The sequence below is a fragment of the Tessaracoccus yangjingae genome (assembly GCF_055326235.1).
This window is the reverse complement of sequence record NZ_JBUZNN010000012.1, coordinates 1-24,683: the sequence shown is the minus strand read 5'-3', so window position 1 is coordinate 24,683 and position 24,683 is coordinate 1. Positions and strand designations below refer to the sequence as shown.

The following is a 24,683-nucleotide window of genomic DNA, read 5'->3' as shown; positions in this document are numbered from 1 at the left end:
CACTCTAACCATCCGCCGTGGTAAGTGCCGAATCGGGCGACGGTGCGGCCCACTCGGGCGATGCCTATACTCAGGAGGACGGCGGGGCGGCACCCGCGCAAAGGCACGGGGGTCTCCGCACGTGACGCTGATCGAATTCGTCCGCTTTCTACGGCACAACGCGAGGCTGATCGCGCTCTTCACGCTGCTCGGCCTGGTGGCCTCCGCGGGGTACGCGTACCTGCAGCCGGTGGTGTACCAGTCGAGCGCGACGGGCATCGTGGTGGCCGGAGACAACACCACCGTCGGGGGTGCGATGAGCGGGAGCGCGCTGTCGCAGCAACGGGCGGCGGTGTACGCCACGCTCGCGGGGACGGCTGCCGTGCGTGACCGCGCCACCCAGATGCCTGATGTGCTGGCCAACCCTTCGGCGGCCGACGGTTCGATCAGCGCCTCGACCGTGACCGGCACCCCCCTGATCACCGTGTTCGCCACGGGCGCCTCAGGGGAGGCCGCCAGGATCCTGGCCGACGCCGGCCTGCAGGCCCTGGCGGACGAGGCCCTCGCGCTTGAGGCCCTCACCCCCACTGAGGAAGGCACACCCGCAAACCCCGACGATGTGGCCGTCCGCATCGCCACCTACAGCCCGGCCGCCACGTCGTCGCGGCCGGTGTCCCCGGACTGGTTGCGCATCCTCCTCCTCGGCACCGCCATCGGGTTGGGGCTGGGTCTGGCCATCGGCTTCATGCGCACCAAGCTGGACGTGAGGGTCCGCACGATGGCGGACGTGGAGGCCGAGACGGGGCACGGGGTGCTCGGCATCATCCCCGAAACCAAGGAGTTGGCCGAGCAGCGCACCGGCGCGCGGATCAGCCTCTCGAAGCTGGGCGCCGCGGGCGAGGCGCTCCGGCAGGTGCGCACCAACCTGCGCTACGTCAACATCGACTCCCCGCCGAGGTCCATCGTCGTGACGTCCGCGAACCCGGGCGAGGGGAAGTCGACTATCTCCTCCACGCTGGCGGTGCTCATCGCCCGCTCCGGGCAGCCGGTGGTGATCATCGACGCAGACCTCCGCAAGCCGGTCCAGCACCAGATCTTCGGGGCCGACAACGCCATCGGTCTCTCGCAGGTGCTCGTGGGCGACGTGTCCGTCGAGGACGCGCTGCAGCGCACCAGCGAACCCAACCTCATGGTCCTCACCTCAGGGAAGGTGCCCGCCAACCCCAGCGAGATGGTGGGGTCGCGGCGCATGAAGTCGCTGCTGTCGGGTCTGGCCAAGCACTACTTCGTGATCACCGACGCGCCGCCCATTCTCGCGGTGACGGACGCTGGTCTCCTGACGGCGGCCACCGACGGCGCCGTCCTGGTGGCGAGGGTCGGGAAGACGCACAAGGAGCAGTTGCGGATGGCCACCAAGCTGCTCAAGCAGGTGGGTGGCTCCGTGCTGGGCACGGTGCTGCACCGCGCCCACCGCCGGTCCGTGGGAGACGTCGTCTACGGCGCCGGCCATGGCGGCGCGTACAACGCCTACTACGGCACCGGTGACCTGGCCTTGCCGGAGGAGGATGCGGCGCCGGTGACGGTGCAGCGCGGGCCGGTCGTCGCCGCTCCCCGCACCGCGGCGCCCGATGCGCCGGCCCCCCTCAGGCCGGCGAAGCGCAGCGCGGGTCACTGAACCCGGGTTGGTCCTTCAGCCAGGCGTTGCCTGGCGGCCCCGTGGTACGCCAGGTACAACCCCAGCGCCACCGCGATCGCGGGGCTGGTCAGCGAGAAGCCGATGTTGAACGAGCAGATGAGGCCGCACAGCAGCGCCGCCTCCGCCCACACGGGGCGTTCCTGCTGAGGCAGCTGGTGGAACATCAGGAAGACGCCGACGATCAGCGCGATCAGTAGACCCAGGGCGATGAGCCCGCCCTCGGTCTGGAGGGCGCGGTAGCTGTTGTGGAAGAACAGGGTGGTGTCGCGGATCTCCACGATCGCCGTCCCCAAACCCTTCCCCAGCCAGCCGGCCTCGGCGACCATTCGCTGCTCGGCGGCCACCAGCGCGAGGCGCAGGTCGTCAGAGCCGTCCCGGTCCTGGAACCACGCGTTCTCCTCTGCGAGAGCGCTGAGCCAGGCATAGAGCGTCGCGGTGATGGTGAGCGCGGCCAGGCTCACCAGACGCCCCATCCTCGGGGCGACCCAGATCCACAGGGTGGCCACGGCGAAGGCGAAGAGGGTCGTGCGGGACACGGTGAGAAGCACGCCCACTCCGATGACGCTCCAGAACAGCAGCCGCATCCGGCGGGTGGTCAGCGACTGGGCGGCGGCCAGCCCCAGGGTGGTCAGCACGTAGCCGGCGGCGTTCGGGTCGCCGAGAACCCCCGTCAATCTCCCCTGGTACCCGCTGGAGGGGATGAGGGCGGCGCTCACGGCGAGTGCGGCGACCATGCCCACCACGACGCCCCGGGTCAGGGACCGCACATGGATCCGCCCCGAGCCGATCACCGCGACGGTGGCGAAGAGAGTGAGAATGTTGACCGACCGGCGCAGTTCCTCGAGTCCGAACTCGAACATCGTCCGGCCAACCAGCCAGCCCACCAGCGCGGTCCCTGCCACAGTGACCAGCAGGCTTCCCGCCCGCCACTTCGCGCCGGCGAGGATGCCGATGCCGACGAGGGCCACCAGAGCCAGCGTGTTGACGGGCAGGGTCATGGCGGGCACCAGGAACTCGATGCCCCGCACAGGGATGAGGAAGCCGAGCAGGAACACCGGGATGACCGTGTCGCCCCACTCGTCGAGCCACCGGCTCCCGGTGCCCGGGTCGTCGGCCCGCCGCGGAACGGCCGCGGTGCTCTGGGCGGTCATCGCGTCCTCCGTTCGTCGGGCTGGGCGTGCGTCGAGTCTGACACAAGTTCGGCCACATGCCGCCTGAGGGCGGCCGCGAACCTCTCCTCGCTGAAGCCCGCCGCGTGGGCACGGATCACCGCCGGGTCCCAGGACCCGGTTCCGGGACCGGCCACCGCGTTGGCGATGGCTGCGGGAGTCGCCTCGGCGAAGAAGCTGCCGTTGACGCCGTCGACCACCGTGTCCAGGTACCCACCGGCCCGGAGGGCCAGCGTCGGGGTGCCGAGCATCCCCGCCTCGAGCGGAGTGAGGCCGTAGTCCTCGAAGCTGGGCGCGATCAGCGCGGTGGCGTGCGCATACGCCCAGGCCAGTTCCCCGTCGGAGAGTCCCTCGAGCATGCGGACGTTCGCCGGCAGGCCCCTGTGCAGCTCATCGCGCTGGGGGCCCCTGCCGACGATCACCAGCCGCTCGTCGGGCAGCGTACGGAACGCGCCGATTACCTTGTCCACGTTCTTGTAGGGCAGGAGCCTGGACACGACGAGGTGGAAGCGTGGCCAGTCGTCCAGCGCCGAGATCGGCTCCGGCGTGACATCGCCGTGAACGGCCGGCGGAGCCGGGACCACGGTGGCATCTATGCCGTAGACGTCGCGGATCCTGTCCCGGACGACGGTGGAGTTGGCGAGATACCGGTCCGCCGTGCGCGCGGCGCGCTGGTCCCAGCGCACCAGCCAGGGCCGGAGGGCCGAGAGCGCCCACCCGATCGGCGAGCGGGAGGCGGGCGCGCCGAGGTAGTCGTCGACGAGGTAGAGGAACCGTGCAGGGGAGTGGCAGTAGACCAGCTTCCTGCCCGTGGTGCGGAACCCGTGCGCGAAGCCGGTGGTGGAGACGAGGAGCACGTCGGCGTCGATCACGGGGCTCCGGGAGATGGCCGGCTGATACAGGGGAAGCCCGATGCGGTGGTCGCGGCGCAGCAGCCCCAGCCGGTTGAGGGGGGTGGTGAGGATGCGCGCGCCGCGGAACTCGGGGAAGGTGCCGTCGGGGTCGTAGACGGTGGTGTGGATGGTCGCGTCGGGGAAGGTGCGCAGCATCGCGAGCACCACCCGCTCGGCGCCGCCACGCTGGGTCAGGTAGTCGTGGGCGATCGCCACCCGCGGGCTCACGTGGTGCTCCGTCGCTGGACAGGGGCTCCATACCCGGCCAGGCCGGCGGCCTCCACGAGCACGGCGATGAGCTTGCGTGAGAGCGGCTGAGGGAGGGTTGCGGCGGCGTGGTCGACCCATCCCGCCAGTCTGGCGGCACGCGGCTGGGTGAGCGACCGGGCCACGGCCTTGACCGTGTGGTTCCACACGCTGGGCTCAAGGTTCCAGGGGTCGCCCAGCACGTCGATCCCGTGCCTGCGCGAGAAGATCCGGCGGGCGGACCCCGAGTCGATGGCCCGCCTCACCCTGATTGCCGTGGTGACCGCAGCCATGTGATGGCGGGTCTCGAGCTCTGGCACCAGCCTCACCGGGATGCCGGCGCGATGCAGGCGGTAGCCGTAGTCCACGTCCTCGTAGCCGTAGCCCCGGAAGTCTGTGCTGTAGGGGCCCACCGTGTCGTGGACCGCGCGGGTGACGGAGACGTTCCCACCCCAGAAGCGCCAGGCCCGGTCCGCCGGTGTGGCGTAGGCGTGACGCCGGAACTCGGCGTCCACGTGCGCGCCGTAGGCGCGCCAGTAGGGGGTGGACTCGCAGACGTTGAGCGGCAGGCCGACGACCCCACGCGGACCCTCAAGGTGGGCTCGCCGATGCTGTGCCACATAGTCCTGGCGCGGCTCCATGTCGTCGTCGCACCTGATCAGCACGTGGCCCGCGGCCGCCTCGAACCCTGCGTTGAGCGCCGCCACCCGCCCGCGGTTCTCCGGGAAGACGATGCTGCGGACCGGTAGCCGCTCCGCGAAGCCCGCCACCACCGAGGCGGAGTCGTCCGCGTCGCCGTCGATCACGACGATCGCCTCCCACGCCGGATCGTCCTGCGCGGCGAGCGCCGAGAGCAGAATCGGGAGCCGGTGGGCGCCCCCACGGCTTGGGATGACCACGGATGCCAGCGTCATGTCCACCTGCCCTCATTCAGGAACCGTCCGAACCGCTCGGCTCCCACCTCGGGCGAGTACTGCGCCTCCCAGCGTGCGCGGGAGGCATGAAGGTGGTCCGGAGAGTAGTGGGCCGTGGCCGCGGAGAGGGCACGTGCCAGGTCGTCGGCGTCGCCCGCCCTGGCTACGAAGCGGGGGTCGTGGGCGGTGACCTCGGGCAGGGCACCGGCGTCGGTGACGACGAAGGGGCAGCCGGCGGCCATGGCCTCGGCGGCCACCAGCCCGAAAGACTCCGGAGCCACGGAGGGGAAGACGGCAAGGTCGACCTGCGCGAAGAACTCGGATGGCTCCACCCACCCCAGGTCTATCGGAGCGGGGCTCAGCCCCGACAATGCGGAACGGACGGCAGACTCGTCGCGCCTTCCGGTGAAGCGGGAGGCGCCGCCGATCACGAGCTGATAAGGGCGGCTGCCGTCGCGGCGCAGGCGCTGTAGCGCCTCGGCCAGGATGACGGCGCCCTTGGCGGAGGTGAGGCGCCCGAGGAACCCGAGCCGGACCGGCATCTCGTCCGTCGGCGGCAGGCGTGGGGAGTAGGAGAGGCCGCGCGTCCAGTTGGGGAGCGTCCTCACATCCGGGCCGAGGCGTCCACGCATCCACTCCGAGGGCACGACGACCTCGGCGGCGCCGCGGGTGGCCAGCGGCGCCAGGGACCTGAGGGGGCCCCTGGGCATCGAGTGCAGGTGCACCACCCGTCGGGGGAGGCCGGCGGTCGCGACCGCCGGGCGCAGCCCGTTGCACCAGAGAAGCCCGTGCGAGGCCGACCGGGCCCAGGCCCTCAGCCCGCGCAGGTATCCGACGGTCGATCCGGCGCGGATCTCCACGGTGGGGAAGCCGCCGGCGGCGGCCGCGTCGAGCACCTCTCCCGCCGGCCCTGCCGCGACCGCCGTCCAGCCGGCCCGGCGGGCGGCGTCGGCCATGGACAGGAGCATGACCTCGCCCCCGCCGATCTCGCCCTGGTTGGCGACGAACGTCACCTGCGTCACCGCAGCAGCCCGTCGTAGACGGCCGCGATCTGCCGCGCCATCGCCGAGACCGTGGGCCATCCGTCAGGCAGCGCGGGCCTGAGGGCCAGGGTGCAGGCTTGTTGGGCCATCAGCAGGGCCACCCTGTCGGTGTCGTCGGCGTCGGACAGGCACTGCGGGGGCAGGATCTCCGCGTTGCCGCCGACTGGGGTGGCCACGACGCCCAGGCCGTGGGCCACTGCGTCGAGCAGGGAGTAGGAGGCGTTCTCCCACGCAGAGAGCTGCACCAGCACATCGTGCCGGGCCAGCGCATCACTGCTGTCCACATGGCCGGGGAAGGTCACCTTCGCGCCCAGGCCCAGGCGGTGCGCCAGCGCGATCAGCGTGTCCCGCTCGGGGCCGTCGCCGGCCACGGTCAGGATGGCCTCTTCATGCGTGCGCGCGACGGCGGCGAAGGCCACCAGCACCGCCGGCAGCTGCTTCTCCGGGGCCAGCCGGGAGAGCGTGAGGAAGCGGAGCCCCGGGGTGCGCGCCGGGCCCGGGGCGGGGTCGACTCCGTTGCGGATCACCTGGATGGCGCGGGGCGGGCGCCAGGCGCGGACCATCTCGTGCCTGGTGGACTCGCTCACCGCGATGAGCGCACCGAAGCGATGGGTACGGGCGTGGTGGAGGGCACGTCGCGCGGCGGCCCTGATCCGGCCGCGCGTGTAGAGGCGGGGGTCCGCGGCGATGCCATGTTCGGTGGAGACGAGCAGGGGCGGCAGGCCGAGGGTCGCGGCGGCGATGAGGAAATCGGCCCTGGCCAGATGGGAGTGCAGCACACGGGGGCGCTCGGCGAGAACCAGACGACGGAGGCTGCGGGCTGCGGCAACTGGAGGGCCGTCCAGGGGCACCTCGTGCACGGGCACCCCGCTGCGGCGCAGTTCCTCCGCGAGCGCGCCCGGCGGCGTGGCCACCTGCAACTCGTAGCCGGGCAGCCCGACCCGGGCGACGTCGAGGACGTGGCGGGCCACGCCGGCGAGGTTGCTCACCGGCACCACCCACATCGCCACCGCGGTCACGTCAGAACCACTGCTCCAGGCGGTCCAGGGCGGTCCAGAATCCCTCGCCATTGTTGGTGTGACCCATCCAGATCTCCGGGATGAACCCGACGCCGGGCGCCAGCCGGTCCAGTTGCTCGGCGAGGACCGGCCAGTCCACCTCGCCGTCGCCGATCTGCGGTCCCTCGCCGTCCACGCCCTCGGCGTCGACGATGTGCAGGTGCTCGGTCAGCGGGGCGAGCGCCTCCACATAGGTGCTGAACGGCATCCTGTGGAAGTTGGCGGCCAGCTTCGAGTGGGAGATGTCGAGCGTGAGCCGCTGGCCGTACTGCAGGCAGAAGTCGACGGTGTCCTGTAGTCCCATGAAGAGGTTGTGATACTGCTGGCCCCCCATGAGCCACGGGAACGGCGGGAGGGTCTGGGCCGTCAGGCGGACCTCCGAGGCGTCCAGCCGCTCGATCGCCTGGGCGATCCGCGCGTACATGGCTGGGCGTTCGGCAGCATCGACGAACCCGTCGGCGGTGAATCCACCCATCGTCGCGATCACCACAGGAGGCTGATCGCACGTGAAGTACCTGGTGAGGCCGCGGGTGATGTCGATCACCCGCTGGGTCTCCCGGATCGACCGCTCCCACACGGCCTCGTCCGGGCTGGCCAGGTTGATGATGAAGTCGCCCGCGTACAGGTCCGGGGTGTGGCAGGTGAACGCCATGTCCAGGCGGCCGGTGAAGATCTGGTCGATGTCGAGTTCCACGTCCTTGTAGGAGAAGTGGAACTCGAGGAAGTCGGGGTTGGTGCCCTCGATCAGCTTGGCGTAGTCGTGGTAGCGCACCGGCAGGCCCCAGGGCCGGCGGAAGCTGTAGGGCCGTCCGCGTGAGACGGTGTCGGTGAGATCGGCCGGGTAGAAGAAGTCCCCCTCGTCGACCACCCGTCGTGCCGTACGGCCCAGCAGCGCCTCGAGGCGGTTCGGCTGCAGGCCCCTGCCCGGGGACTTGACCGCCACGTCGTCGCGGCGGATCCGTTCGCCGACCTCGATCCGGCGGGTGGCCACGAGCGATTTGGCCAGGTTGACGCGGTTCATCGACTCGCCGGTGGAGACCACCCGGGGTTCCCCCGAGCCGAGCGACTCCTCGAGTTCGCGGATCCGGGAGACCATCTGGCGGAACTCGCCTGGGAGGAGCGAGACCTTGTGGTCGTTGCCCTCGAGGGACTGGTCCGTGGTGAAGTGCTTCTCGATGATGCGGGCGCCCATGGCGACGGCGGCCAGCGGCACGTGGAAGCCACGCTCGTGGCCCGAGTATCCCACCGGGCCGCCACTGATCTCGGCGAGCCGGTCCAGGTAGCGAAGGTTGATGTCCTTGAACGGTGCGGGGTAGGTGGACTGGCAGTGCAGCATGGCGAAGGGTGAGCCCGACGCGTGGAGCAGGGCTGCCGCCTCGATGATCTCTGCCTCGGTGCTCATGCCGGTGGACACGATGAGCGGCAGCCCGGTGGCGAACATGTCCGCCAGCAGCGTGTGGTTGGTCATGTCCGCGGAGGCCACCTTGAGCCCCGGGACGCCGTAGCCGGCGAGAACCCTGACGCTGGGGGAGTCCCACGGTGTGCACAGCACGTCCACGTCCCGCGCACGGCAGTGGTCGAACACCTCCAGCATCTGATCCGCAGACAGGGAGTACTTGGCCAGCAGGTTGAGGGTGTACTGCGCGCCGAGGTCCTCCCCGCCCGTGGCGCCGCCCCCCTGCCGGTAGAGGGCGTCCATGTCCCTCAGCTGGAACTTGACCACGTCGGCCCCCGCGTCGACGGCGAGGTCGACCAGGTGCTTGGCGAACGCGACGTCGCCCTGATGGTTGTTGCCGATCTCGGCGATGATCAGTGCCGGGTCCTCCGCAGAGACCCGGTGGCGCCCGATCGACAGGGCACGGCGGTCGTTGCTGGCGACGGCGACGAGGCGGCCCTGCCCGTCGACGACCGGCACGTGCGTGATGACTCCGGCGATGAGCGTAGCGATGTCGGCGTGGGGTGCGTCGAGGGCGGCCCGGACGCAGCGGGTGTTGGCGGCGCGGCCGCACGGGGTATCGAGTGATGCGCCTTCGCCGGCCAGCAGCCATCGGCGGACGTCGCCGTCGGAGAGGGAGCCGACGAGTCCTCCGTGACCGTCGACCACGAACACGATCCGGGATCGGTTGGCATCGATCTTCCGCAGGGCGCTGAGGATCGGCTCGTCGTCGCGGATGGCGAAGTTCGCCACATTGCGTTCGATGATCATGTCGGAAGTTCCCCCGAGCCTCTGCGACCCAACTCAGCCGTTACGGATGTGCCTGTCGGCCTATGGTGTCACACCCCTCGCCACCCGCCCAGCCCTCGTGCGCGCGAGGGATTCCGAAGTCAGGAAGCCGATCGGCCGGGATCCCCCGGCAACAGCTCGGGAGGCCGGCGGTGTCCCATCACGGCGTAGGACCAGTACCCGGACAACCGCCCGGCGCAATCAACGACCCAGCGGATCCGCCGGGATCGGGACACGCCGCGCGGCTTCACCAGGTGGAGTGGGAGCCTGATTGTCTGCCCCAGTAAGTCGCGGACGAGAGCCGGCAACGTTGGGTGGCTGCTCGAGGATCTCGGGTGCCTTACTGAGACCGCCATGCGTGCCTTGGCGGTGAGAAACTCCTTCTTCACCACGCGAGCGCGGGGGGTAATGGTGAAATCGACTTCTGCCTCAGGGACGTATCTGAGTGGAAACCCCGCTTCCTGCACGCGCCACGAGAACTCGACGTCGTCGCATCCGTACGGCGGAAGCGACTCGTCGAATCCACCCACTGCGAAGAACGAGGTGCGGTCCACGGCGAAGTTGCAGCCACTCACGTGAGGCAGGTAGCCGGTGTGCCTGAGACCCTCTCCAAACACGTCCTCCCTGACGCCATTGGGCCGGACACCGAGCACGCGGCCGCCAGCGAGTCCCCCAGCGGCACCCTCCGCTAGGTTCACCAGCCAGCGAGGGTGCACCACATCGTCCGCATCGCAGTAGGCGAGCACCGATCCTCGTGCCGCCTTTGCTCCCTCATTTCTGGCGAACGGGATTCCTCGCTTTCGTCCAGAGTTGATCACATGAAGTTCCCTGACTGACCCCATCCCTGAAGAGGCCCAGGCATCGATGACATCTCGAGTGGCATCCGTCGAGCCGTTGTCGGAGATGATCACTTCGAACGGCGGCGCGCCCTGCTGACTGGCGAGTGCGTCCAGCTGCCTGGTGAGTGTTGACGCACCGTTTCTGACGCAGATGATGACGGACACGTCGATGTGCTTCACGTCCATGGCTCCTGAAGGTGGCGGGCGATGTGTGCGGCGGGATCGTTCCCGGCTCTGGGGGGCGGCGTGGGATCGGCGCCCCAGCGGCTCATGGCGTAGCGGTCCCAGAACTCCTCGAGCCAGCGTGGAGGGTCAAGGTGGAACACCCACGCTGGCACGCCCCTGGCGGCGGCCTCGAGAACTCCCGTGGAGAAGGCGCTCACGACGGGGCGGTCGAGCTGGGCCAGTGACGTGGAGGAGTCGACGTCCATGCCCAGCCTGCGCCAGAGGGCGTGCTGGGCTCGCGAGAGCTTGTCCTCCTCGCGGGGATGCGGGCGGTACGTGGCCCCGGTCATCCGCCAGAACGCTGTGACAGATCGCGTCATCGACCATCTCGACAACTCCGCCCCGTGGAGCTGGCCCAGGAAGACCGGTGTGCCGAAGCGGCTGACGTGCGGGGCGGGTGAGGCGGCGGCGTCGGACAGGAGCGCCGAGCCCACGACGTGGGTGGTGAGGTCCGGCCGTCCCTGCCTGAGGAAGTCGGCGTCGGTGTCCGACCAGGCCAGCACCTCGGAGCTGGGGGGTGGTGGCGGTGAGTAGGGGGTGAGCAGTCCGTGCTGGACGACGAGTTGTCGCCAGCCGCGCTCGGTGGCCGTCGCGTGGGCCCACTCGCCGACGCCGAGGTGGTCGCCGATCGACATCATCGTCGTGACGGAGTCCAGCGCGTCGGCGGGGTTCCTCATCTCCGTCCAGCCAGTGCCCGGGAGCGCGAGGTCGACCTCTGCTGGGTGGGCGAGGATCACCGACAGCGCGGGCGCGACCGCCAACGGCTGCAGAAGCGCGTGGCGGTTGGTCGGCGAGTTCGAGTCCGACGCCACCAGGACGGTGGGCGATGTGCCCCGCACCCAGAAGCGTCGCGACGGTGGCCGGCCGGCTTCGCGGCCGGGACGCAACCGGGCCTTCAGGATCTGAAGCCGGCGGCGGGACTCCTGCCAGCGGCGCCAGGACTCCCGGTCCAGGTAGGTCAGGCCCACAGCTTGGCCACCTCCGCGGCCCGGTGCGCCCAGGTGTGCTCGGCCAGCGTCCGTCTGCGGCCTGCCTCCCGGAGTTCGTCCCCCCAGCGGTCGTCGGTGATCGCCCGCCTGCACAGGTCTACGAGCTCGTCGGCGTCGTGGAACACGGCCACCTCTCGGCCCGGTTCGTAGTACTGGGCCACATCGTCGCGGTCGACCAACTGGACTCCGCCGACGCCTGGCACCTCGAAGGTCTTCATGGTGAAGCCGTCCTGGTCGCCGTGGATGTTGATGGCCGCCGGTGCGCCCGCGGTGAGGGCGTATCCCTCGGCTCGGTCGATGTCCCGGGCGGCGGGTACGGGTGGCCTCCGCACCTGCCAGGTGCGGGCCAGGTCGAAGGGATGCCGTGACCACTCGCGGCCGTAGCAGCGCAGGGGGATCCCGGCTGAATCGACGGCGGTGAGCAGTTCGTCGCGGCGGGGGTACCGCGCGCCGATGAAGACGACCTCTGGGGAGTGACGCGGGGTGGGGGTCATGTCGGGATCGAAGGCGTTGGGGAGGTGCAGGCACGGCCGGCCGGCGGCGTTGAAGGCGAGGGTGTCGAGGGGGGAGTAGGAGAGGAGGTGGTCATAGCGGTCCAGGGAGGTGGCGTCGTGGGCGGTGCGGCGGACCTCGTCCCACAGCCACAGGTAGCTCCGGGAGCCCACGTCGTCGAGGGCCTCGTAGACCTCGTTGCCGAACTGGTCGCCGCGGATGACGACGGTGATGTCGGGCCTCGCGGCGCGGATCGCGGCTGCCGCCTCGGTGCTGTGGCGGGCGTGCGGCCGCTCGCCGGTCACTCCGATCCGGGTGGGAAGCTCATGCATCAGCTTGTGGGAGAGCTTCCGGCCGAACGTCTGTTTGGCGTCATAGCAGTGGGTGTCGATCTCGAAGCCCTGCTGACGGAACCCGGCGGCGATGCTGGCCCAGTACCCGTGGAATACCGGGCTGAGGAGAAGGAGCTTCGGGCGGGTCATGTGGCTCCCCAGATCAGGCCGAGTTCCTCGCGGGCCGTGTGGACCGGGGACACGGCGATTCCCCGGATCCGGCGGGTGCTGTTCCACAGGAGGTTGGCGACGGTGGCAAGGGTGAGTGCCGCCCGAAGCAGCCCCGCTCCTCCCCACTTCCGGGCGTAGCGGATCTGGGCGGTGACCAGCCATCGCCGTCGCTTGGCCGGATCGGAGGAACCGCCCCCCTCGTGGGTGACAGCGACCTGGGGCAGATAGACGCGGCGCAACCCCAGGGCCGCGAGCCTCCGCTGGAGGTCGATCTCCTCGGAGTTCATGAAGAACCGCTCGTCCATCCCCCCGACCGCCCGGAATGCCTTGGTGGGCAGCATGAAGGCCGCCCCGACCAGCCAGTCGACCTCGACGGGGCTCTGTGTGGTGAAGGCTCGCGTGTCGTGCCCGAGCAGCCTGCGCAACCAGAGGCGGTCGCGCCACCGCGCGAGCGGGGTGAGCCACTCCACGCTCTGGTTGAGCGCCGTTGGCCACCGTCGGGCGGTGTAGGCGACGGTGCCCGCACGGTCCAGCACACGGGGCGCCACGACCGCCGGCTGCCAGTGGGTCGCCGACGACACGAGCGCGTCGATGAAGCCGGCCGGGATCTCGAGATCGCTGTTGAGCACCAGGAGCAGGTCGCCGGTGGCCAGCGCGGCGCCGGAGTTCACGGCGGCCCCGAATCCGCCGTTGGTGTCGCGGCGGACGACGATCGCGTCGTCGGTCGGGGGGAACGGCGTCGGCGAGCAGTCGTCGCTGACGATGATCTGATGGGGGTGCTGCGAGGAGAGCTGGGCCACGAGCGCCCGTGTGGGCGCCGGCTCGCCGTAGTGGGGGACGACCACGCTGACCGTCGGTGCCGACATCATGGACCCCCTCCTGCCACGCACACAGCCTACCTATCGCGCACGGGGAAGAGGGTGCTGCTGTTGCGCGCGAGCCGTGATGATCACCCTTCGTCCGGAGTGGCATTGTCAGCCAGTAGCCGGGGAACCGGCTCGCGCCCCATCATCCAGTAGCTCCAGTATCCACTGAGGCGGCCGAAGCTCTCGATCAGCTCGCGGACGTACCTCTGTCGTGGGATGGCTCTTGGCAGCACGAGACGCAGGGGGAGGAGCAAGACCCGGCGGGCGAGGTCTTTGAGGTGCGAGCCAAGCGTCAGTTCCGCGGGGCCCACGAAGGGGTGGCGCCGCGCCATGAGCATTCTTCCTCGTGCTATGAGGAAGACCTTCTGAGCGGCGGTGGCCCGATCCGAGATGTAGTACGTGATGCGGGCATCGGCAGCGTAGATGAGTGGAAACCCTGCCTGTTGTAGGCGCCAGCAGAAGTCGGTGTCCTCGAACCCGTACCTGGGCAGCGATTCGTCGAAACCGCCGACCTTCATGAGCACGCTGCGAGTGATGGCAAGGTTGCAGGCCGGCGCGAAGGGAAACGGGCGCGCGCCTTGCAGGCCCTCGGCTGCGGCGCCGGGTCTCGGCTGTCCGTCGAGCGACACGAAGCGTTTGAAACCCGCCGCAGCTCCGACCGTCTCTCGAAGCGCCCGGGCCATCGCGGCGACCCAATCTGGATCGACGATGTCGTCCGCGTCGCAGTAGGCGACGATCCGGCCGCGTGCGGCCCTGGCACCCTCGTTGCGCGCGAACGGGATGCCAGGTGTAGACGACGCGTCTATTATCCGGGTGGGCACTCCGACTGACCCCATCCAGTGCTTGACGACCTGCACGGTGTTGTCCCGCGAGCCGTTGTCGACGACGATCACCTCGAACTCAGGGGCGCCGATCTGCACGCTGAGGGCATCCAGCTGGCGTTGTATCGTCCGGGCCCCATTCCTGACGATGATGACCACTGAGACCTCCGGTCCGGTCACGTCTCACCTCGAGTCGAAGCGAGGGCAGCGGGGATGACCACCGCGGACGCAGGCAGGATATGGCGCCACACTTCGATGCCGTCGAAAAGCCACAGCGCGGACGCGAATCCAATCACGCAGGCCGCGAAGCCGGCACGGAAGAGCCAGCGGCGCCCAGGCCGTACCAGCCAGGCGATCCCCACGCCGAGGGCTGTCCACATCACAATGTCGACGGCGCGGACGAACGGCCACCAGCGGGCCAGCATTCTGTGCATGACCTTGACCCAGCGCGGGTCACTCTGGGCCACGAAACCCCACGTCTCAGCGTGCCACTCCCCGATTGCCATCTCGCGCAGAGTAGCGGAGGTGTTGCCGATTATCTCGGAGTGACATGGCAGGCCTCCCGCCTCCAACCACTCCACCATCTCGGGGCACGTCTCGCTCCACAGCGGGGCCAGGCCCTCCATCCGTGTCGGTATCGTCAGGGCTGCTGGGCAATCAGGCACGCCATGCTGGCGCGCCTGGTCCAGATACCCATCAATGTGGAAGCGCCCCACATAGCGATCGGCGGCCCGAACCGCCTCCATCGTCGTGGGCATCGGTAGGTACGGGTACGACACGGGTGCTGAGTTGAAGGCCGCCGACTGGACGAGCCCGAACGCCACCAGGACTGCGAGCGCTACACCAGCCCAGCGAGGCTTCGGGACCTCGCGTCGGGATGCGATCGCGAGCAGCAGGGTCGCAGCCATCAGAGGAGCGACCAGCGGCCGGACGAGGAGCGCGACCACCGCTCCGGTGATCATGGGTGACGACGGGCCTCCCAAGGACCAGCGAACAACGCCGGCGGCGAACAGCGCGCATGCCCCCAGCGTCAGCGACTCAGTGAGGAGGCGTCCGTCCCAGACGAGCCACCACGGTGACATGGCGAATGCCAAGGTAAGCCAGAACACGGGGCGCGGAAGCCCCCGACAGGCAACGATGGCCGCCGAGCCCCACAGCATGCCGGTGACACCAGCCTGAACGATGGCGGCGAGCTCAACCGGCAGCAGGTAAAGGAGTTGAAGCAGCTGACCGGGGCCCTGTCCCAGATCGAACCGCAGGGCCGCCAGCGGGTCCTGAGGATTGCGATATCGGAGAGTGTCGACTGAGGGGATCGGTGAATCGATCAGCACCCAGCCAACACGGATCAGCGAGAGGATGACGACGGCACCCCATTCGAGCCGGGACGCCGCGCCGGGGGCTGTCTGTCCGTCGCTCATGCTCCATCGTATCGAGCGCCCCCGGCGGTCCAGATGGTCGAGAGACGAGGGTCCCCTCACAGGGGGCTGAGGGTTCGACGTGCTGCGCACTCCGACAGACGCCCGAGTTGGAAAGCGAGGGCACCGACTGCCGCGTTGACGCGCTTTTCGCGCACCCGGCGGGGAAATTGCATGGCCCAGATGAGAAACCACCGCAGCGAGTGCGGAAGGCTGGCCACGGCGGGCGCGTCAGGCATCCCACGGTGCTTGGAGAAGAGGGCCACGTGCGCCCGGCCGTAGCGAAACTGCTGGCGCAACAACGGGCGCAGTCCCGCTCGTTGGAAGTAGTCGAGTGATGCGCCGGGGTGGTGCCCCATCCGGAATCCCGCCCTTGCCATGCGCCAGCCGAAGTCGACGTCTTCCTGCCCCAAAGCCATGCTTTCGTCGAACGGTCCCAGGGTCTCGTAAACGGCTCTGTGGATACCGAGGTTCCCGCCTGGGAGGTAGGGCAGGTAGTTCATCGACTGCGGGACGGTATCAGCGTTGACCAACTGGCTTCCCTTCCCGTCCTCGTACAGGAGGTGGAGGGGGCCTGTAACGCCGTCGGCCCGTGCCAGCCCCTCACGCATCGACTGCACCCACGTCGGATGAACCCGATCGTCCGCGTCGCAGATGAGGATGAGCGCCTCCGACGACGAAGATATGCCGACGTTGCGCGCGTGCGCCACGCCTCGCCGGGCTGAAGCATCTACCACGTCAAGCCCCGCGAACTTCGATTGCCAGCCATGGCACAGAGTGACGGTTTCGTCGGACGAGCCGTTGTCGCTCACCACAACGCGAAAATCCAGGACTGTCTGGCGGTCGAGGGCGTCTAGTTGTCTTCGGATCGTCGAAGCAGCATTGAGAGCCGGTATGACCACGACCGTCGACACAGCAGCCACCGCGTCTTCACCCTTCCCACCCTAGACGGCCCCTACGATAGGGCACCCGGGTGCCTCCAGGGCCTCTTGGGTTACGCTGGCACCAGGTGGATCGTTCAGTGGCCGGTCCCTTCGAGGAAGGTCCAGACGGATGTCGCCCATCGTCAGCGGGAGATTCAGTGTGATCATCCCGACTTTGCAGCGGTCCCAGGATCTCGTCCACCTGGTCGAGGTCTGCGCACACCATGACCTGGTTCATGAAATTGTTCTGATCAACAACGCACAGGAGCCACTCAACGTGCCAGCGTCACCTAAGGTTCGGGTGCTGAATCAGGTGCGCAACATATATGTTAATCCAGCCTGGAATCTCGGGGTCCGTGAGTCGACGGCTGAGTGGTTGGCGATCCTGAACGACGACATCCGATTCGAGCCGGACGTCTTCACCTATGTGGCCCGTGTATTGAGCAAAGGATGGTTCGGAATCATCGGCCCTGACAAGACCTGTTTCGTCGACGATGGCAACCGACGAATCAGCCACCGCCTCGCCACCCCGGACACCATTACCTTCGGCTACGGCGCATTCATGTGTATGCGGCGCGCTGACTACGTACCTATCCCTGAGGAGATGATCATATGGGGTGGGGATGACTGGCTCTTCGCGCACCAGCGAAAGCTCAATGCAGTCCTTGTGCACACGCCATTTCGGACTCGAGGCAGCGTAACTGCGGGCTCCGAGGAGTTCCGCGGGCTCAAAGCCGAGCAGCAAGAGGTGTGTCGACGCATTCTGGCTCCGATTCACGGCACTCGGTGGTGGCACCGCCCGATCATGGCGCTCGTATGGGCGCGAACTCTGCGTCACCGCCTTCGTCGTCGGTGAACCAAGCTAGCTAGTCGAGCTGCCACACGCGCCAGGGAAACGGAGCGACAGCAATCATGTCTCCCTTGGGAATCCAGTCCATGAACCAAGGGCCCCTGCCGTCCAGCATCTCGTCATAGGTTCTGGAAAGTTCCACATCGTCCAACTGGTTCAAGTCCAACCAGCTGTGACCGGGATGCTCGAGGTCGTACGGCCCGAGGTAGCTCAAAGCGGCGGCTCCATCTCGAATCTTGCGGATGAAGTGGGCCTTGGACCGGTACGAAAAGTGCAGGATTCGGAGGTCGTGTGCGATCGCACCCGTCCGGTTGACGGCATGGTTTCCATGGTGGAGATGTGCCCAAGGATGCCAGCGGTACGCCACCTTCGGAAGCCGGTCGGGCATTGACCCCAAGAAGTGGGCACTGCCCTTTCGTACGACGTTATGCACGTGTGCAGATTGAACCTTGATGTCGCGTGGCAGGGAGTTCAGGTAGCCACCCAGGGGGCGTCCATGGGGTGCATACCAGAACTCGTCAGCGTCCATGGGCACGATCCAGCGTGCCCCCAAGAGCGCCGCCTGCTGCGCCAGGAAATCCATCTTGATCTCGTGGTAGTGCCGAGGTTCGTGGTCCCGATACACCAAGAGGCGCAAGGGTCCGTCGTAGTTCGCAAGAATCGCAGTGGTCCTATCGGTGGACAGGTTGTCTGCCACCACCAAGCCATCGAGCGCCTGCCCTTCGTAGTGAGCCAGGAGAGCGGGGAGGACTTCCTCCTCGTTCCTGACGACGGTGACACCCCAGACCCCGGTCAGGTTCGAAAAGACATGTGAGCCCGGAGCGCGCACTTGATCCATCGTCCCCTCGATCCGAGCGGCCAAGACGCGCCGGTCGTGAGCGTAGTGCCGCCGAATCATGCGGAAAGCACGTTGGGCTGAGCGCTCAAGCAGGAGGGCTCGATGCTTGGTGGCTCTAGCCTTGTCTGCCGCGGCGTGGAGAAAACTCATACGACTCCGAAGTCAAACCCCAGGATGTGCTGTCGATGGTAGCGCAACAGGACAACCTGGGCGCCTCCCGCATCCGATCTCGCGGGCTTCCAGTAGCCTGAGACGGTGGTCGACCACCCTAAGATCTCTGTGATCATCCCAGCGCACAATCCCGGTGCTTCCCTGCTCGACCAACTCGTCCGTTTGAGCGAAGAGCACGTGCATGAGCCATGGGAGGTGGTCGTCGTCGACAATCAGTCTTCCGACGGTTGGCCTGAGTCTTCGGTCGAGAAAATGCGCCATCGCCTACCGGTGCGCCTGGTCAGCGCCGACGAACGCTCGGGTGCCTCGTACGCTAGGAATGTTGGTGCCGCTGCTGCCCGCGGCTACGGGTTCCTCTTCTGTGATGCGGATGACATGATCCGGCCCGGCTGGGTGTGCGCCCTCAGCCAAGCCCTGAAAGAAGCAGATGTGGTAACAGGGCCAACACTGTTCACCGGTGTGTTGAACCGACCAGACGTTCTGGCTTGGCATGGTGGTGCCGTAGACACTATCCCGGACGGTCCGACAGTGCCCTTCGGGTATCTCAAGGCCGGTGGCAGCGGGAACATGGCGGTGACTGGCCAAGCTTTCCACACGATCCACGGCTTCGACGAAGCGTTCATGCGTGGCGCCGAAGATCTCGACCTGTGTCTGCGTGCGCAGGAGGCCGGATATCGGTTCGCTTATACAGCTGATGCTGTGGTCGACGTGCGCATGCGCGACTCCTTCCGGGCAATGCTCGCTCAGCACTACAGCTACGGTATCGGGGCCGCGCAACTCTATTCGCGGCACTATGGCGAAATGAGTCGGAAGCAGAGCGTCCGCCAGGAACTCGGCGAACTCAAACACCTGCTCACTCGGTCAGGTGACCTCCTGGTCCGCGGCGATCGTGAGAGACTGGCTCGAGACTGGTCCAACAAACTGGGGCGCCTCCGCGGCGGTCTACGGGCCAGGAGACTGATTCCGATTCCTTAGAACCCTAGACGACAGGTGTGGAGGTTCGTGTGGTCCGCGATGGTACTGGCAGAGACTCTAGCTCCCCCAGGACAGCTCCGAACTGGGCTACGAAGGCTGCGCAGAGGGCGAAGCACCAGGGTTTCCTGATCGCCAGGATGATCGAGAGCATGTGCAGGTCCTCAGGTGAACGTCTCCGTGAGTCCTACTTTCAATTGACAAGACCTGCAGGAGAGTATCGGTACGACCCGCGCATGTACGGGCGCAGCTTTGTCGCCAAGGATGCAGAGGGGAAGAGCATGGAATCGCCCAGGAGCATTCCCCGGGTGATCTACTGCTTCTGGACGGGCGATAACCCGCTGACGCCGCGTCGAACTGAGAGCCTCAATCGTCTGCGTGCGGTCAATCCCGAGCTTGAAGTGGTGCTTGTAACCCCACAGAACCTGTCCGATTTCGTGGAGCCGGGGGCGCCTCTGCATCCCGCGTATCAGTCTCTATCGGCCGTGCATAAGTCGGACTATCTCCGCGCGTATTTTATGCACCACCATGGGGGCGGGTATAGCGATGTGAAGCGGCCTCTGGGTCCTTGGAAGGGTGCATTTGAGCGGCTCGAGGCGTCGCCCGAACACTGGTCTATTGGGTATCGGGAGCTATCGAAAGACGCCGTGCCGAAATTGCCGGGCCGCCTGGGATGGGACTTGAAACGGGAGTATGGCAGAATCCATGGTGTGTGCGCCTTCATCATGCGACCCGGGTCGCCACTCACTGCGCAGTGGATGCAGGAAGTTGAATCCCGCATGGACGATCTGAGCGCTCGTTTGTGCGAGAACCCTGGTAATGCATTCGGGAACAATCAGGGCTATCCAGTGGAGTGGAGCTACATCTTGGGCCAAGTCCTGTGCCCACTTCTACTCAAGTACAGTGACCGCGTCCTTCTTGATGACACCATGCTGCTGGAGTTTAAGGACTACCGTTGATCACGCGAGTCTCCCCAATCGCACAAGCTCAGCGAAACCAGGTGAGGTGTCAACCAATTCAGCCATGGTCCCCTCGGCTTCAATCCGTCCCCCCGCAAAGTAGAAGATGGTGTCTGCATCGCGAACGGTCGACAGGCGGTGGGCAACGACGATGATGGTCATCGCGCCTTTGAGGTCGGCAAGGGCTTGAGTGACTCGGTGCTCGGTCTCATTATCCAGCGCGGAGGTAGCCTCGTCCAGAACGAGGACGCTCGGATCGCGATAGAGGGCCCGCGCAATCCCAATTCGTTGCTTCTGGCCCCCCGACACGCGAGTCCCCCCGCCGCGAATCACCGTGTCAAGGCCGTCTGGCAGAGACTCGAAGAAGTCGGTGAGTTGGGCGCGGTGAATAGCGGACAAAACACGGTCGTCGCTGATTCGGTCCGCTGGTACACCGAAGGCAATGTTCTCACGAAGGCTCCGATCCATGAGATAGATGTCCTGAGAGACAACCCCGACCTGCTCCCTCCACGCCGTGGGAGAATCATGGATACACGAGTCGCCGACCTTGATGCTGCCGTTCGCAGGCCTCAGTAGCCCTAGGAGAATCTCGACGAAGGTGGTCTTGCCCGCCCCGCTGGCGCCGACCAAAGCGACAGTTGAACCGTAGGGTATCTCGCCGCTGACTCCACTCAAGACCGGTTCTACCGAGTCTGGGAAGCGGAATGTCACGTCGTCGAACAGTATGGCCTCCCGCGTGAAGGAGATTCGAGGCTCCGGGTCACGTGCGCGCCCCTCCTCGTTTCGAAGGTTTGCTATCTCCTCTCGTAGTTTGGCCGCGTTGGGGCTGTTTGACCGGATTCCCCCGACAGTCGCGACGACTGCGTTCAGCTGCGGGATGATCCGGATCGCGGCGACGGCGAATACGCCCAAGAAGGCAAAAGCCTCATCGCGGGGCGACGTCGCGAGAAGAAGCACAGCAACCAGGATGATGCCGAGAATCATCACGATCTCCAGAAGGTGCTTCGGTAGTTCGTTCAAGACGCCCGTTCGTCGGCCGAGCTCGGCTATGCGTCGCGTTGTCTTCGAGTATCCCTCAGTGAAGAAGACGTGCGAGTTGGTCAGGCGAATGTCGCGGGAGCCGTCGAGGGCGGGCGATAGGTAGTGCCAACTCTTGTGCTGCTCGACTCTTGTTTGCTCGGCGAGCTTAAGGATTCTGGACCGCAAGAGCTCCTGGATTGCGAAGGCTGATCCGCCAAAGACGATCACGGCTGCGAGGGTCGCCAATGGCGAGAGTAGCAGCAGCGCGACCAGGATAGCGCCGACCGTTACGCCCGATACGAAGAGTGAGAGGAACGCTGGCGTCAGCGACGCGAACACGGAGGGTATGTAGGTGAGCAGCGTTTGAAAGATGTCGTCGGATGGGCGTCTCCGGTGGTGCACCCACGGCGACGTCATGTATAGCATCATCGCTTCGTGGGTTGCATCGGTCCGAGCAGTCGCTAGAATCCCCAAGCTCCACCATCTAAACGCAAGAGTGAGCACGCTCTTGGTGATCATCAACACGATGACTGTGCTGAGCGTGAAGACGAGAAGATCCTCGGGCTGCGTGATGCCCGTGAGGTTGCTCAGAAAGTAGAGAGCGGGGGCGGACGCTATCGTTGACCCGGTGATGATCTGCATCGCGGGGAGGACCAGCACCACCGCCGACATGTCGATCAGCGCAACCATGCCGAGTCCCAGGAACATGGCTATGAGCTTGGGTCGGAGCCGCCAAGGGACCAGGGTGAACGCTGCGCGAACGTCGTCGACAGTCGCGGCGAGGCCTCTCACGTCGCAGACCCCGTCATCGAGGCAGATCGAGTCGGATGACGGTGGGAGCCAGTGCACCTGCTGCTCGGTAGTCTGATCGTGCGCATGCTCATTACTGTAGTTGAGCGGGCTCGTCCCGTGACATCGTGAGGGGGAGGGCTGCAGTGGGCGGCGTGAGGGTCAGTGATCGCTCTAGTGAGGGAGACGGAATGCGCTCGCCTGATGTGCGGTTCCTCGGGCTGATGCGGGAGGCCAAGCATCTGACGCTGCGGGCGTCCAAGGCCGCCAAGCCGATGTGCAGGCAGTCACGGGATCTGTTCACAGATCTCAGTGCAGGGATCATGAATCGTTTCGGTGCTTACGAATTCGACGCAGCGCGGTACCGCAGATCCTTCTTGGCCCGCCATCCCCCAGAGGTGATGGAGCCGTCTCGTCTGCCTCGGCAAGCGTACTGTTTTTGGACGGGCGACAATCCATTGTCGGCCAATAGACTTGCGAGCCTAGACCTCATGCGCGCCAGGTTGGGCTTACCGGTGCATCTCGTGACCCCGGCGAACCTGGGCGAGTGGGTTGTCGAAGGACATCCGCTTCATCCTGCTTACGAATATCTGTCATTGGTCCATCGCTCCGATTACCTGCGCGCCTATTTCTTGCACTTCCACGGAGGAGCATATCTTGACATCAAACAGCCCCTTGGTAGCTGGACGCAAGCTTTTGAAGCGTCTGAGCGTGACCCACAGGGCTGGTACCGGGCGCCTCGTATTCGCTCGAGTGCTGACGTGGTCTCGTTGCCTGGGCGGCTCGGACGCGACCTGCGGAGGTATCACCGCGACACTGTAGCCACGCACGCGGGGATCGCGTGGTCTGCTACGGCGTTCACGGCCGAATGGTTGCGTGAGGTCGAACGCAGACTCGATGCAGGTCTAGAGCAGGCGCGCGAGTTCCCCGGGCAGGCCCGCGGCGATGTGGTTGGCTATCCATTCTCCTGGCACGACCTGCTTGCTCGGGTTTTCCACCCGTTGTGCCTCAAGTACCGCCACAACCTCCGGGCTGACGAAAGGCTCAGGCTAGATTATGACAACTATCTCTAGATAAGCAACCGCCGCGGCTCGCGGACCGGAAGGGCTTCTAGCCTCGATATTTCATGACGGGCGTGTGTGGGGCTGGTCGGCGCCGGTGGCGTCGGGGTTGTTCTGATTCTTGCAGGTGGGTGTGACAAGACCCCGCGTGACGTCTGCGGTGCGGGTTTCCAGGCCGGGAGCTGCCAGATTCAGAGGGTCATGTGGAGGACAGGGTCAGGTGGCTGGTGCCGGGAGGTTTCGGAGTCGGCTGATGCTGTCGATGATCAGCTCGGCCCAGCGGGATCGGTCGCTGAAGTGGACGACGGTGCGGCGGGCTCTTCTGGCGAGGGTCGCGGGGATGGTGTAGAGCCGGTAGCGGAGCCGTTTCGGTTCCCAGCGGCGGGCTTCATGACCGGCCAGCGCCAGCATCGCGCTCCAGGCCTGCAACTCGGAGGCCAGGGCGACGATCTGGCACCAGATCCGATTCTGGTCGAACCCGTGCAACGGGAGGTTGGCCAGGCCTGTGTCTTTCGCGATCCGGATCCGGTCTTCGCAGCGGGCGCGTCGACGATGCCTGAGCTCCAGCTGCTGGAGGGTGCCGAGGGTGGTGTTGGTGGCGAAGGCGGTGAGCCGGTAGCCGTCGACGTCGTCGAACCGCAGCTGAGCGCCGGGGTGGGGCCGTTCTCTGCGGACGATCACCCGCATCCCGGCAGGCCAACCGTCGAGATCCAGCAGTCCGGTGAAGTCAGCAAGATCGGCCCCCTCGCGAGCCTCGCCATCGCTGTTGAGGGCCGGCACCCAAACCCACTCAGGGACCAAGTGGTAGAGGTCGGGGGTGTCCATGGGGAGGGTGAACCCGACCGAGTACGCCACCCTGCGCCCGGTCAGCCACTTGGTGAACTCCTTCGTGCCGCCGGCCCCGTCCGCGCGGATCAGCACGCGGCGTCCGGGCCGCGGGTTCCGGTCGGGGAGCTGCGCGAGAGCTTGTTTGGTGACGGTGATGTGATCGGCGGCGGTGTTCGAACCGGCGTTCCCGGGGCGTAGGTGGACCTCCAGGGCTTCGCCGGTGCCCTCAGGTCCGTGGTCGGCGAACGCCAGCAACGGGTGGAACCCGAAGCCTCGCTTGAACGTCGCAGCCGCGCGCTGCTTCTCCGAATGGGCGGTGATCAACGACGCGTCCAAGTCGATGATCACCGGATCCTCGGCAGTCGACTCGTGGTCGGGGGCATGCTCACCGGCCAGGGCCCAGACCGTGGCGCGGGCCTGCTGCCTAGCTCCCGCGATCGCCTTGATGGCCTTGTCCGCATCCGCAGCGAGGGCCGCGATGAGCCGCGACACAGTCGGATCCGACGCCACCGGGCCGTAGACCCCTGGTTCAGCACGCAGGGTAGCGAGGTCACTCAACGCTTCACCGCCGAGCACCAGCGACACCGCCAGATCACAGACGATCTTGCCTGGGTCGTGGACCGCCAACGGTTTCCGCCACCGAGACAGCGCCTCCGACAGGGCCCGGTCCAGGCCGGCCGCGCGGATGGTTTCGGTCAGCAGGATCCCGCCAGCCTGCCCGACCGCGGTCACCTTCGCGGTATCGACATGAACCCTGGGATACGAGCCGGTACTCTTCACCTCGAAGGTGCTCCTTCTTGTTGGTCGATGTTTCTCTAGACAAGTCACATCATCCCAAGTCAGGGGCACTTTCGCTATCTCAGGCCACTACAGTCCACCCACCGTCATGAAAGCACGAGG

The 24,683-nt window shown here is 66.8% G+C and carries 21 protein-coding genes; 5 read left to right on the top strand and 16 right to left on the bottom strand.

Annotated elements, in window-relative coordinates; all coding sequences use genetic code 11:
* The first annotated feature begins 121 nt into the window (after nt 1–121).
* Nucleotides 122–1,654 carry a tyrosine-protein kinase domain-containing protein gene (locus ACZK5D_RS14635; protein ID WP_463665801.1) on the top strand — a complete coding sequence of 511 codons (1,533 nt, stop codon included), beginning with the start codon at nt 122–124 and terminating at the stop codon, nt 1,652–1,654.
* Here the strand turns inward: ACZK5D_RS14635 and ACZK5D_RS14630 are convergent.
* From ACZK5D_RS14630 to ACZK5D_RS14570, 13 genes are all read right to left on the bottom strand, one after another.
* A complete protein-coding gene (locus ACZK5D_RS14630) occupies nt 1,648–2,826 on the bottom strand; it encodes an O-antigen ligase family protein (RefSeq protein WP_463665800.1) in 1,179 nt (392 codons plus the stop codon). The genes ACZK5D_RS14635 and ACZK5D_RS14630 overlap by 7 nt on opposite strands.
* The gene (locus tag ACZK5D_RS14625; RefSeq protein ID WP_463665799.1) at nt 2,823–3,965 is read right to left on the bottom strand and encodes a glycosyltransferase; all 1,143 of its coding nucleotides are present in this window, start codon (nt 3,963–3,965) and stop codon (nt 2,823–2,825) included. Before ACZK5D_RS14625 ends, ACZK5D_RS14630 begins: the two co-directional genes overlap by 4 nt.
* Nucleotides 3,962–4,897 carry a glycosyltransferase family 2 protein gene (locus ACZK5D_RS14620; protein ID WP_463665798.1) on the bottom strand — a complete coding sequence of 312 codons (936 nt, stop codon included), beginning with the start codon at nt 4,895–4,897 and terminating at the stop codon, nt 3,962–3,964. The genes ACZK5D_RS14625 and ACZK5D_RS14620 overlap by 4 nt, the downstream gene beginning before the upstream one ends.
* Complete coding sequence (locus tag ACZK5D_RS14615; protein WP_463665797.1) at nt 4,894–5,919, bottom strand: glycosyltransferase family 4 protein; 1,026 nt, start codon at nt 5,917–5,919, stop codon at nt 4,894–4,896. The genes ACZK5D_RS14620 and ACZK5D_RS14615 overlap by 4 nt, the downstream gene beginning before the upstream one ends.
* Nucleotides 5,916–6,959, bottom strand: a complete 1,044-nt coding sequence (locus ACZK5D_RS14610; protein WP_463665796.1) for a glycosyltransferase — start codon at nt 6,957–6,959, stop codon at nt 5,916–5,918. Before ACZK5D_RS14610 ends, ACZK5D_RS14615 begins: the two co-directional genes overlap by 4 nt.
* Nucleotide 6,960: 1 nt before the next feature.
* Nucleotides 6,961–9,204 (bottom strand): N-acetylneuraminate synthase family protein, encoded by a 2,244-nt coding sequence (locus ACZK5D_RS14605; RefSeq protein WP_463665795.1) that lies wholly within the window; start codon nt 9,202–9,204, stop codon nt 6,961–6,963.
* Nucleotides 9,205–9,323: 119 nt separating this feature from the next.
* Entirely contained in the window at nt 9,324–10,241 is a 918-nt protein-coding gene (locus tag ACZK5D_RS14600) for a glycosyltransferase family 2 protein (RefSeq protein ID WP_463665794.1), read from the bottom strand.
* A complete protein-coding gene (locus ACZK5D_RS14595; protein ID WP_463665793.1) occupies nt 10,238–11,254 on the bottom strand; it encodes a prephenate dehydrogenase in 1,017 nt (338 codons plus the stop codon). Before ACZK5D_RS14595 ends, ACZK5D_RS14600 begins: the two co-directional genes overlap by 4 nt.
* Entirely contained in the window at nt 11,245–12,249 is a 1,005-nt protein-coding gene (locus ACZK5D_RS14590; RefSeq protein WP_463665792.1) for a CgeB family protein, read from the bottom strand. The genes ACZK5D_RS14595 and ACZK5D_RS14590 overlap by 10 nt, the downstream gene beginning before the upstream one ends.
* Entirely contained in the window at nt 12,246–13,139 is an 894-nt protein-coding gene (locus ACZK5D_RS14585) for a glycosyltransferase family 2 protein (RefSeq protein WP_463665791.1), read from the bottom strand. Before ACZK5D_RS14585 ends, ACZK5D_RS14590 begins: the two co-directional genes overlap by 4 nt.
* Nucleotides 13,140–13,219: 80 nt before the next feature.
* Nucleotides 13,220–14,137 carry a glycosyltransferase family 2 protein gene (locus ACZK5D_RS14580; protein WP_463665790.1) on the bottom strand — a complete coding sequence of 306 codons (918 nt, stop codon included), beginning with the start codon at nt 14,135–14,137 and terminating at the stop codon, nt 13,220–13,222.
* Nucleotides 14,134–15,375 carry a hypothetical protein gene (locus ACZK5D_RS14575; protein ID WP_463665789.1) on the bottom strand — a complete coding sequence of 414 codons (1,242 nt, stop codon included), beginning with the start codon at nt 15,373–15,375 and terminating at the stop codon, nt 14,134–14,136. The genes ACZK5D_RS14580 and ACZK5D_RS14575 overlap by 4 nt, the downstream gene beginning before the upstream one ends.
* Before the next feature lie 56 nt (nt 15,376–15,431).
* Nucleotides 15,432–16,295 (bottom strand): glycosyltransferase family 2 protein, encoded by an 864-nt coding sequence (locus ACZK5D_RS14570; RefSeq protein ID WP_463665788.1) that lies wholly within the window; start codon nt 16,293–16,295, stop codon nt 15,432–15,434.
* A 130-nt stretch (nt 16,296–16,425) separates the two neighbouring features.
* Between ACZK5D_RS14570 and ACZK5D_RS14565 the strand changes: the two genes are divergently transcribed.
* Nucleotides 16,426–17,151: a glycosyltransferase gene (locus tag ACZK5D_RS14565; RefSeq protein ID WP_463665787.1), complete on the top strand. Its 726-nt coding sequence runs from the start codon at nt 16,426–16,428 to the stop codon at nt 17,149–17,151.
* Nucleotides 17,152–17,161: 10 nt separating this feature from the next.
* Here the strand turns inward: ACZK5D_RS14565 and ACZK5D_RS14560 are convergent, their stop codons facing one another.
* Complete coding sequence (locus ACZK5D_RS14560) at nt 17,162–17,983, bottom strand: glycosyltransferase family 2 protein (RefSeq protein ID WP_463665786.1); 822 nt, start codon at nt 17,981–17,983, stop codon at nt 17,162–17,164.
* A gap of 255 nt (nt 17,984–18,238) precedes the next feature.
* On the opposite strand from ACZK5D_RS14560, the gene ACZK5D_RS14555 reads away from it, so the two are divergent.
* Nucleotides 18,239–19,129, top strand: coding sequence for a glycosyltransferase family 2 protein (locus tag ACZK5D_RS14555; RefSeq protein ID WP_463665785.1), 891 nt, complete (start codon nt 18,239–18,241; stop codon nt 19,127–19,129).
* Between the two features lie 233 nt (nt 19,130–19,362).
* Nucleotides 19,363–20,085, top strand: a complete 723-nt coding sequence (locus ACZK5D_RS14550; RefSeq protein ID WP_463665784.1) for a glycosyltransferase family 32 protein — start codon at nt 19,363–19,365, stop codon at nt 20,083–20,085.
* Here the strand turns inward: ACZK5D_RS14550 and ACZK5D_RS14545 are convergent, their stop codons facing one another.
* On the bottom strand, nt 20,086–21,897 hold the full coding sequence (locus ACZK5D_RS14545) for an ABC transporter ATP-binding protein (RefSeq protein ID WP_463665783.1): 1,812 nt from the start codon (nt 21,895–21,897) through the stop codon (nt 20,086–20,088).
* A gap of 188 nt (nt 21,898–22,085) precedes the next feature.
* Between ACZK5D_RS14545 and ACZK5D_RS14540 the strand changes: the two genes are divergently transcribed.
* The gene (locus ACZK5D_RS14540; protein ID WP_463665782.1) at nt 22,086–22,967 is read left to right on the top strand and encodes a glycosyltransferase family 32 protein; all 882 of its coding nucleotides are present in this window, start codon (nt 22,086–22,088) and stop codon (nt 22,965–22,967) included.
* 204 nt (nt 22,968–23,171) lie between these two features.
* Here ACZK5D_RS14540 and ACZK5D_RS14535 read toward each other — a convergent pair whose 3' ends face one another.
* On the bottom strand, nt 23,172–24,563 hold the full coding sequence (locus ACZK5D_RS14535) for an IS1380 family transposase (RefSeq protein ID WP_463665165.1): 1,392 nt from the start codon (nt 24,561–24,563) through the stop codon (nt 23,172–23,174).
* Nucleotides 24,564–24,683 lie beyond the last annotated feature (120 nt).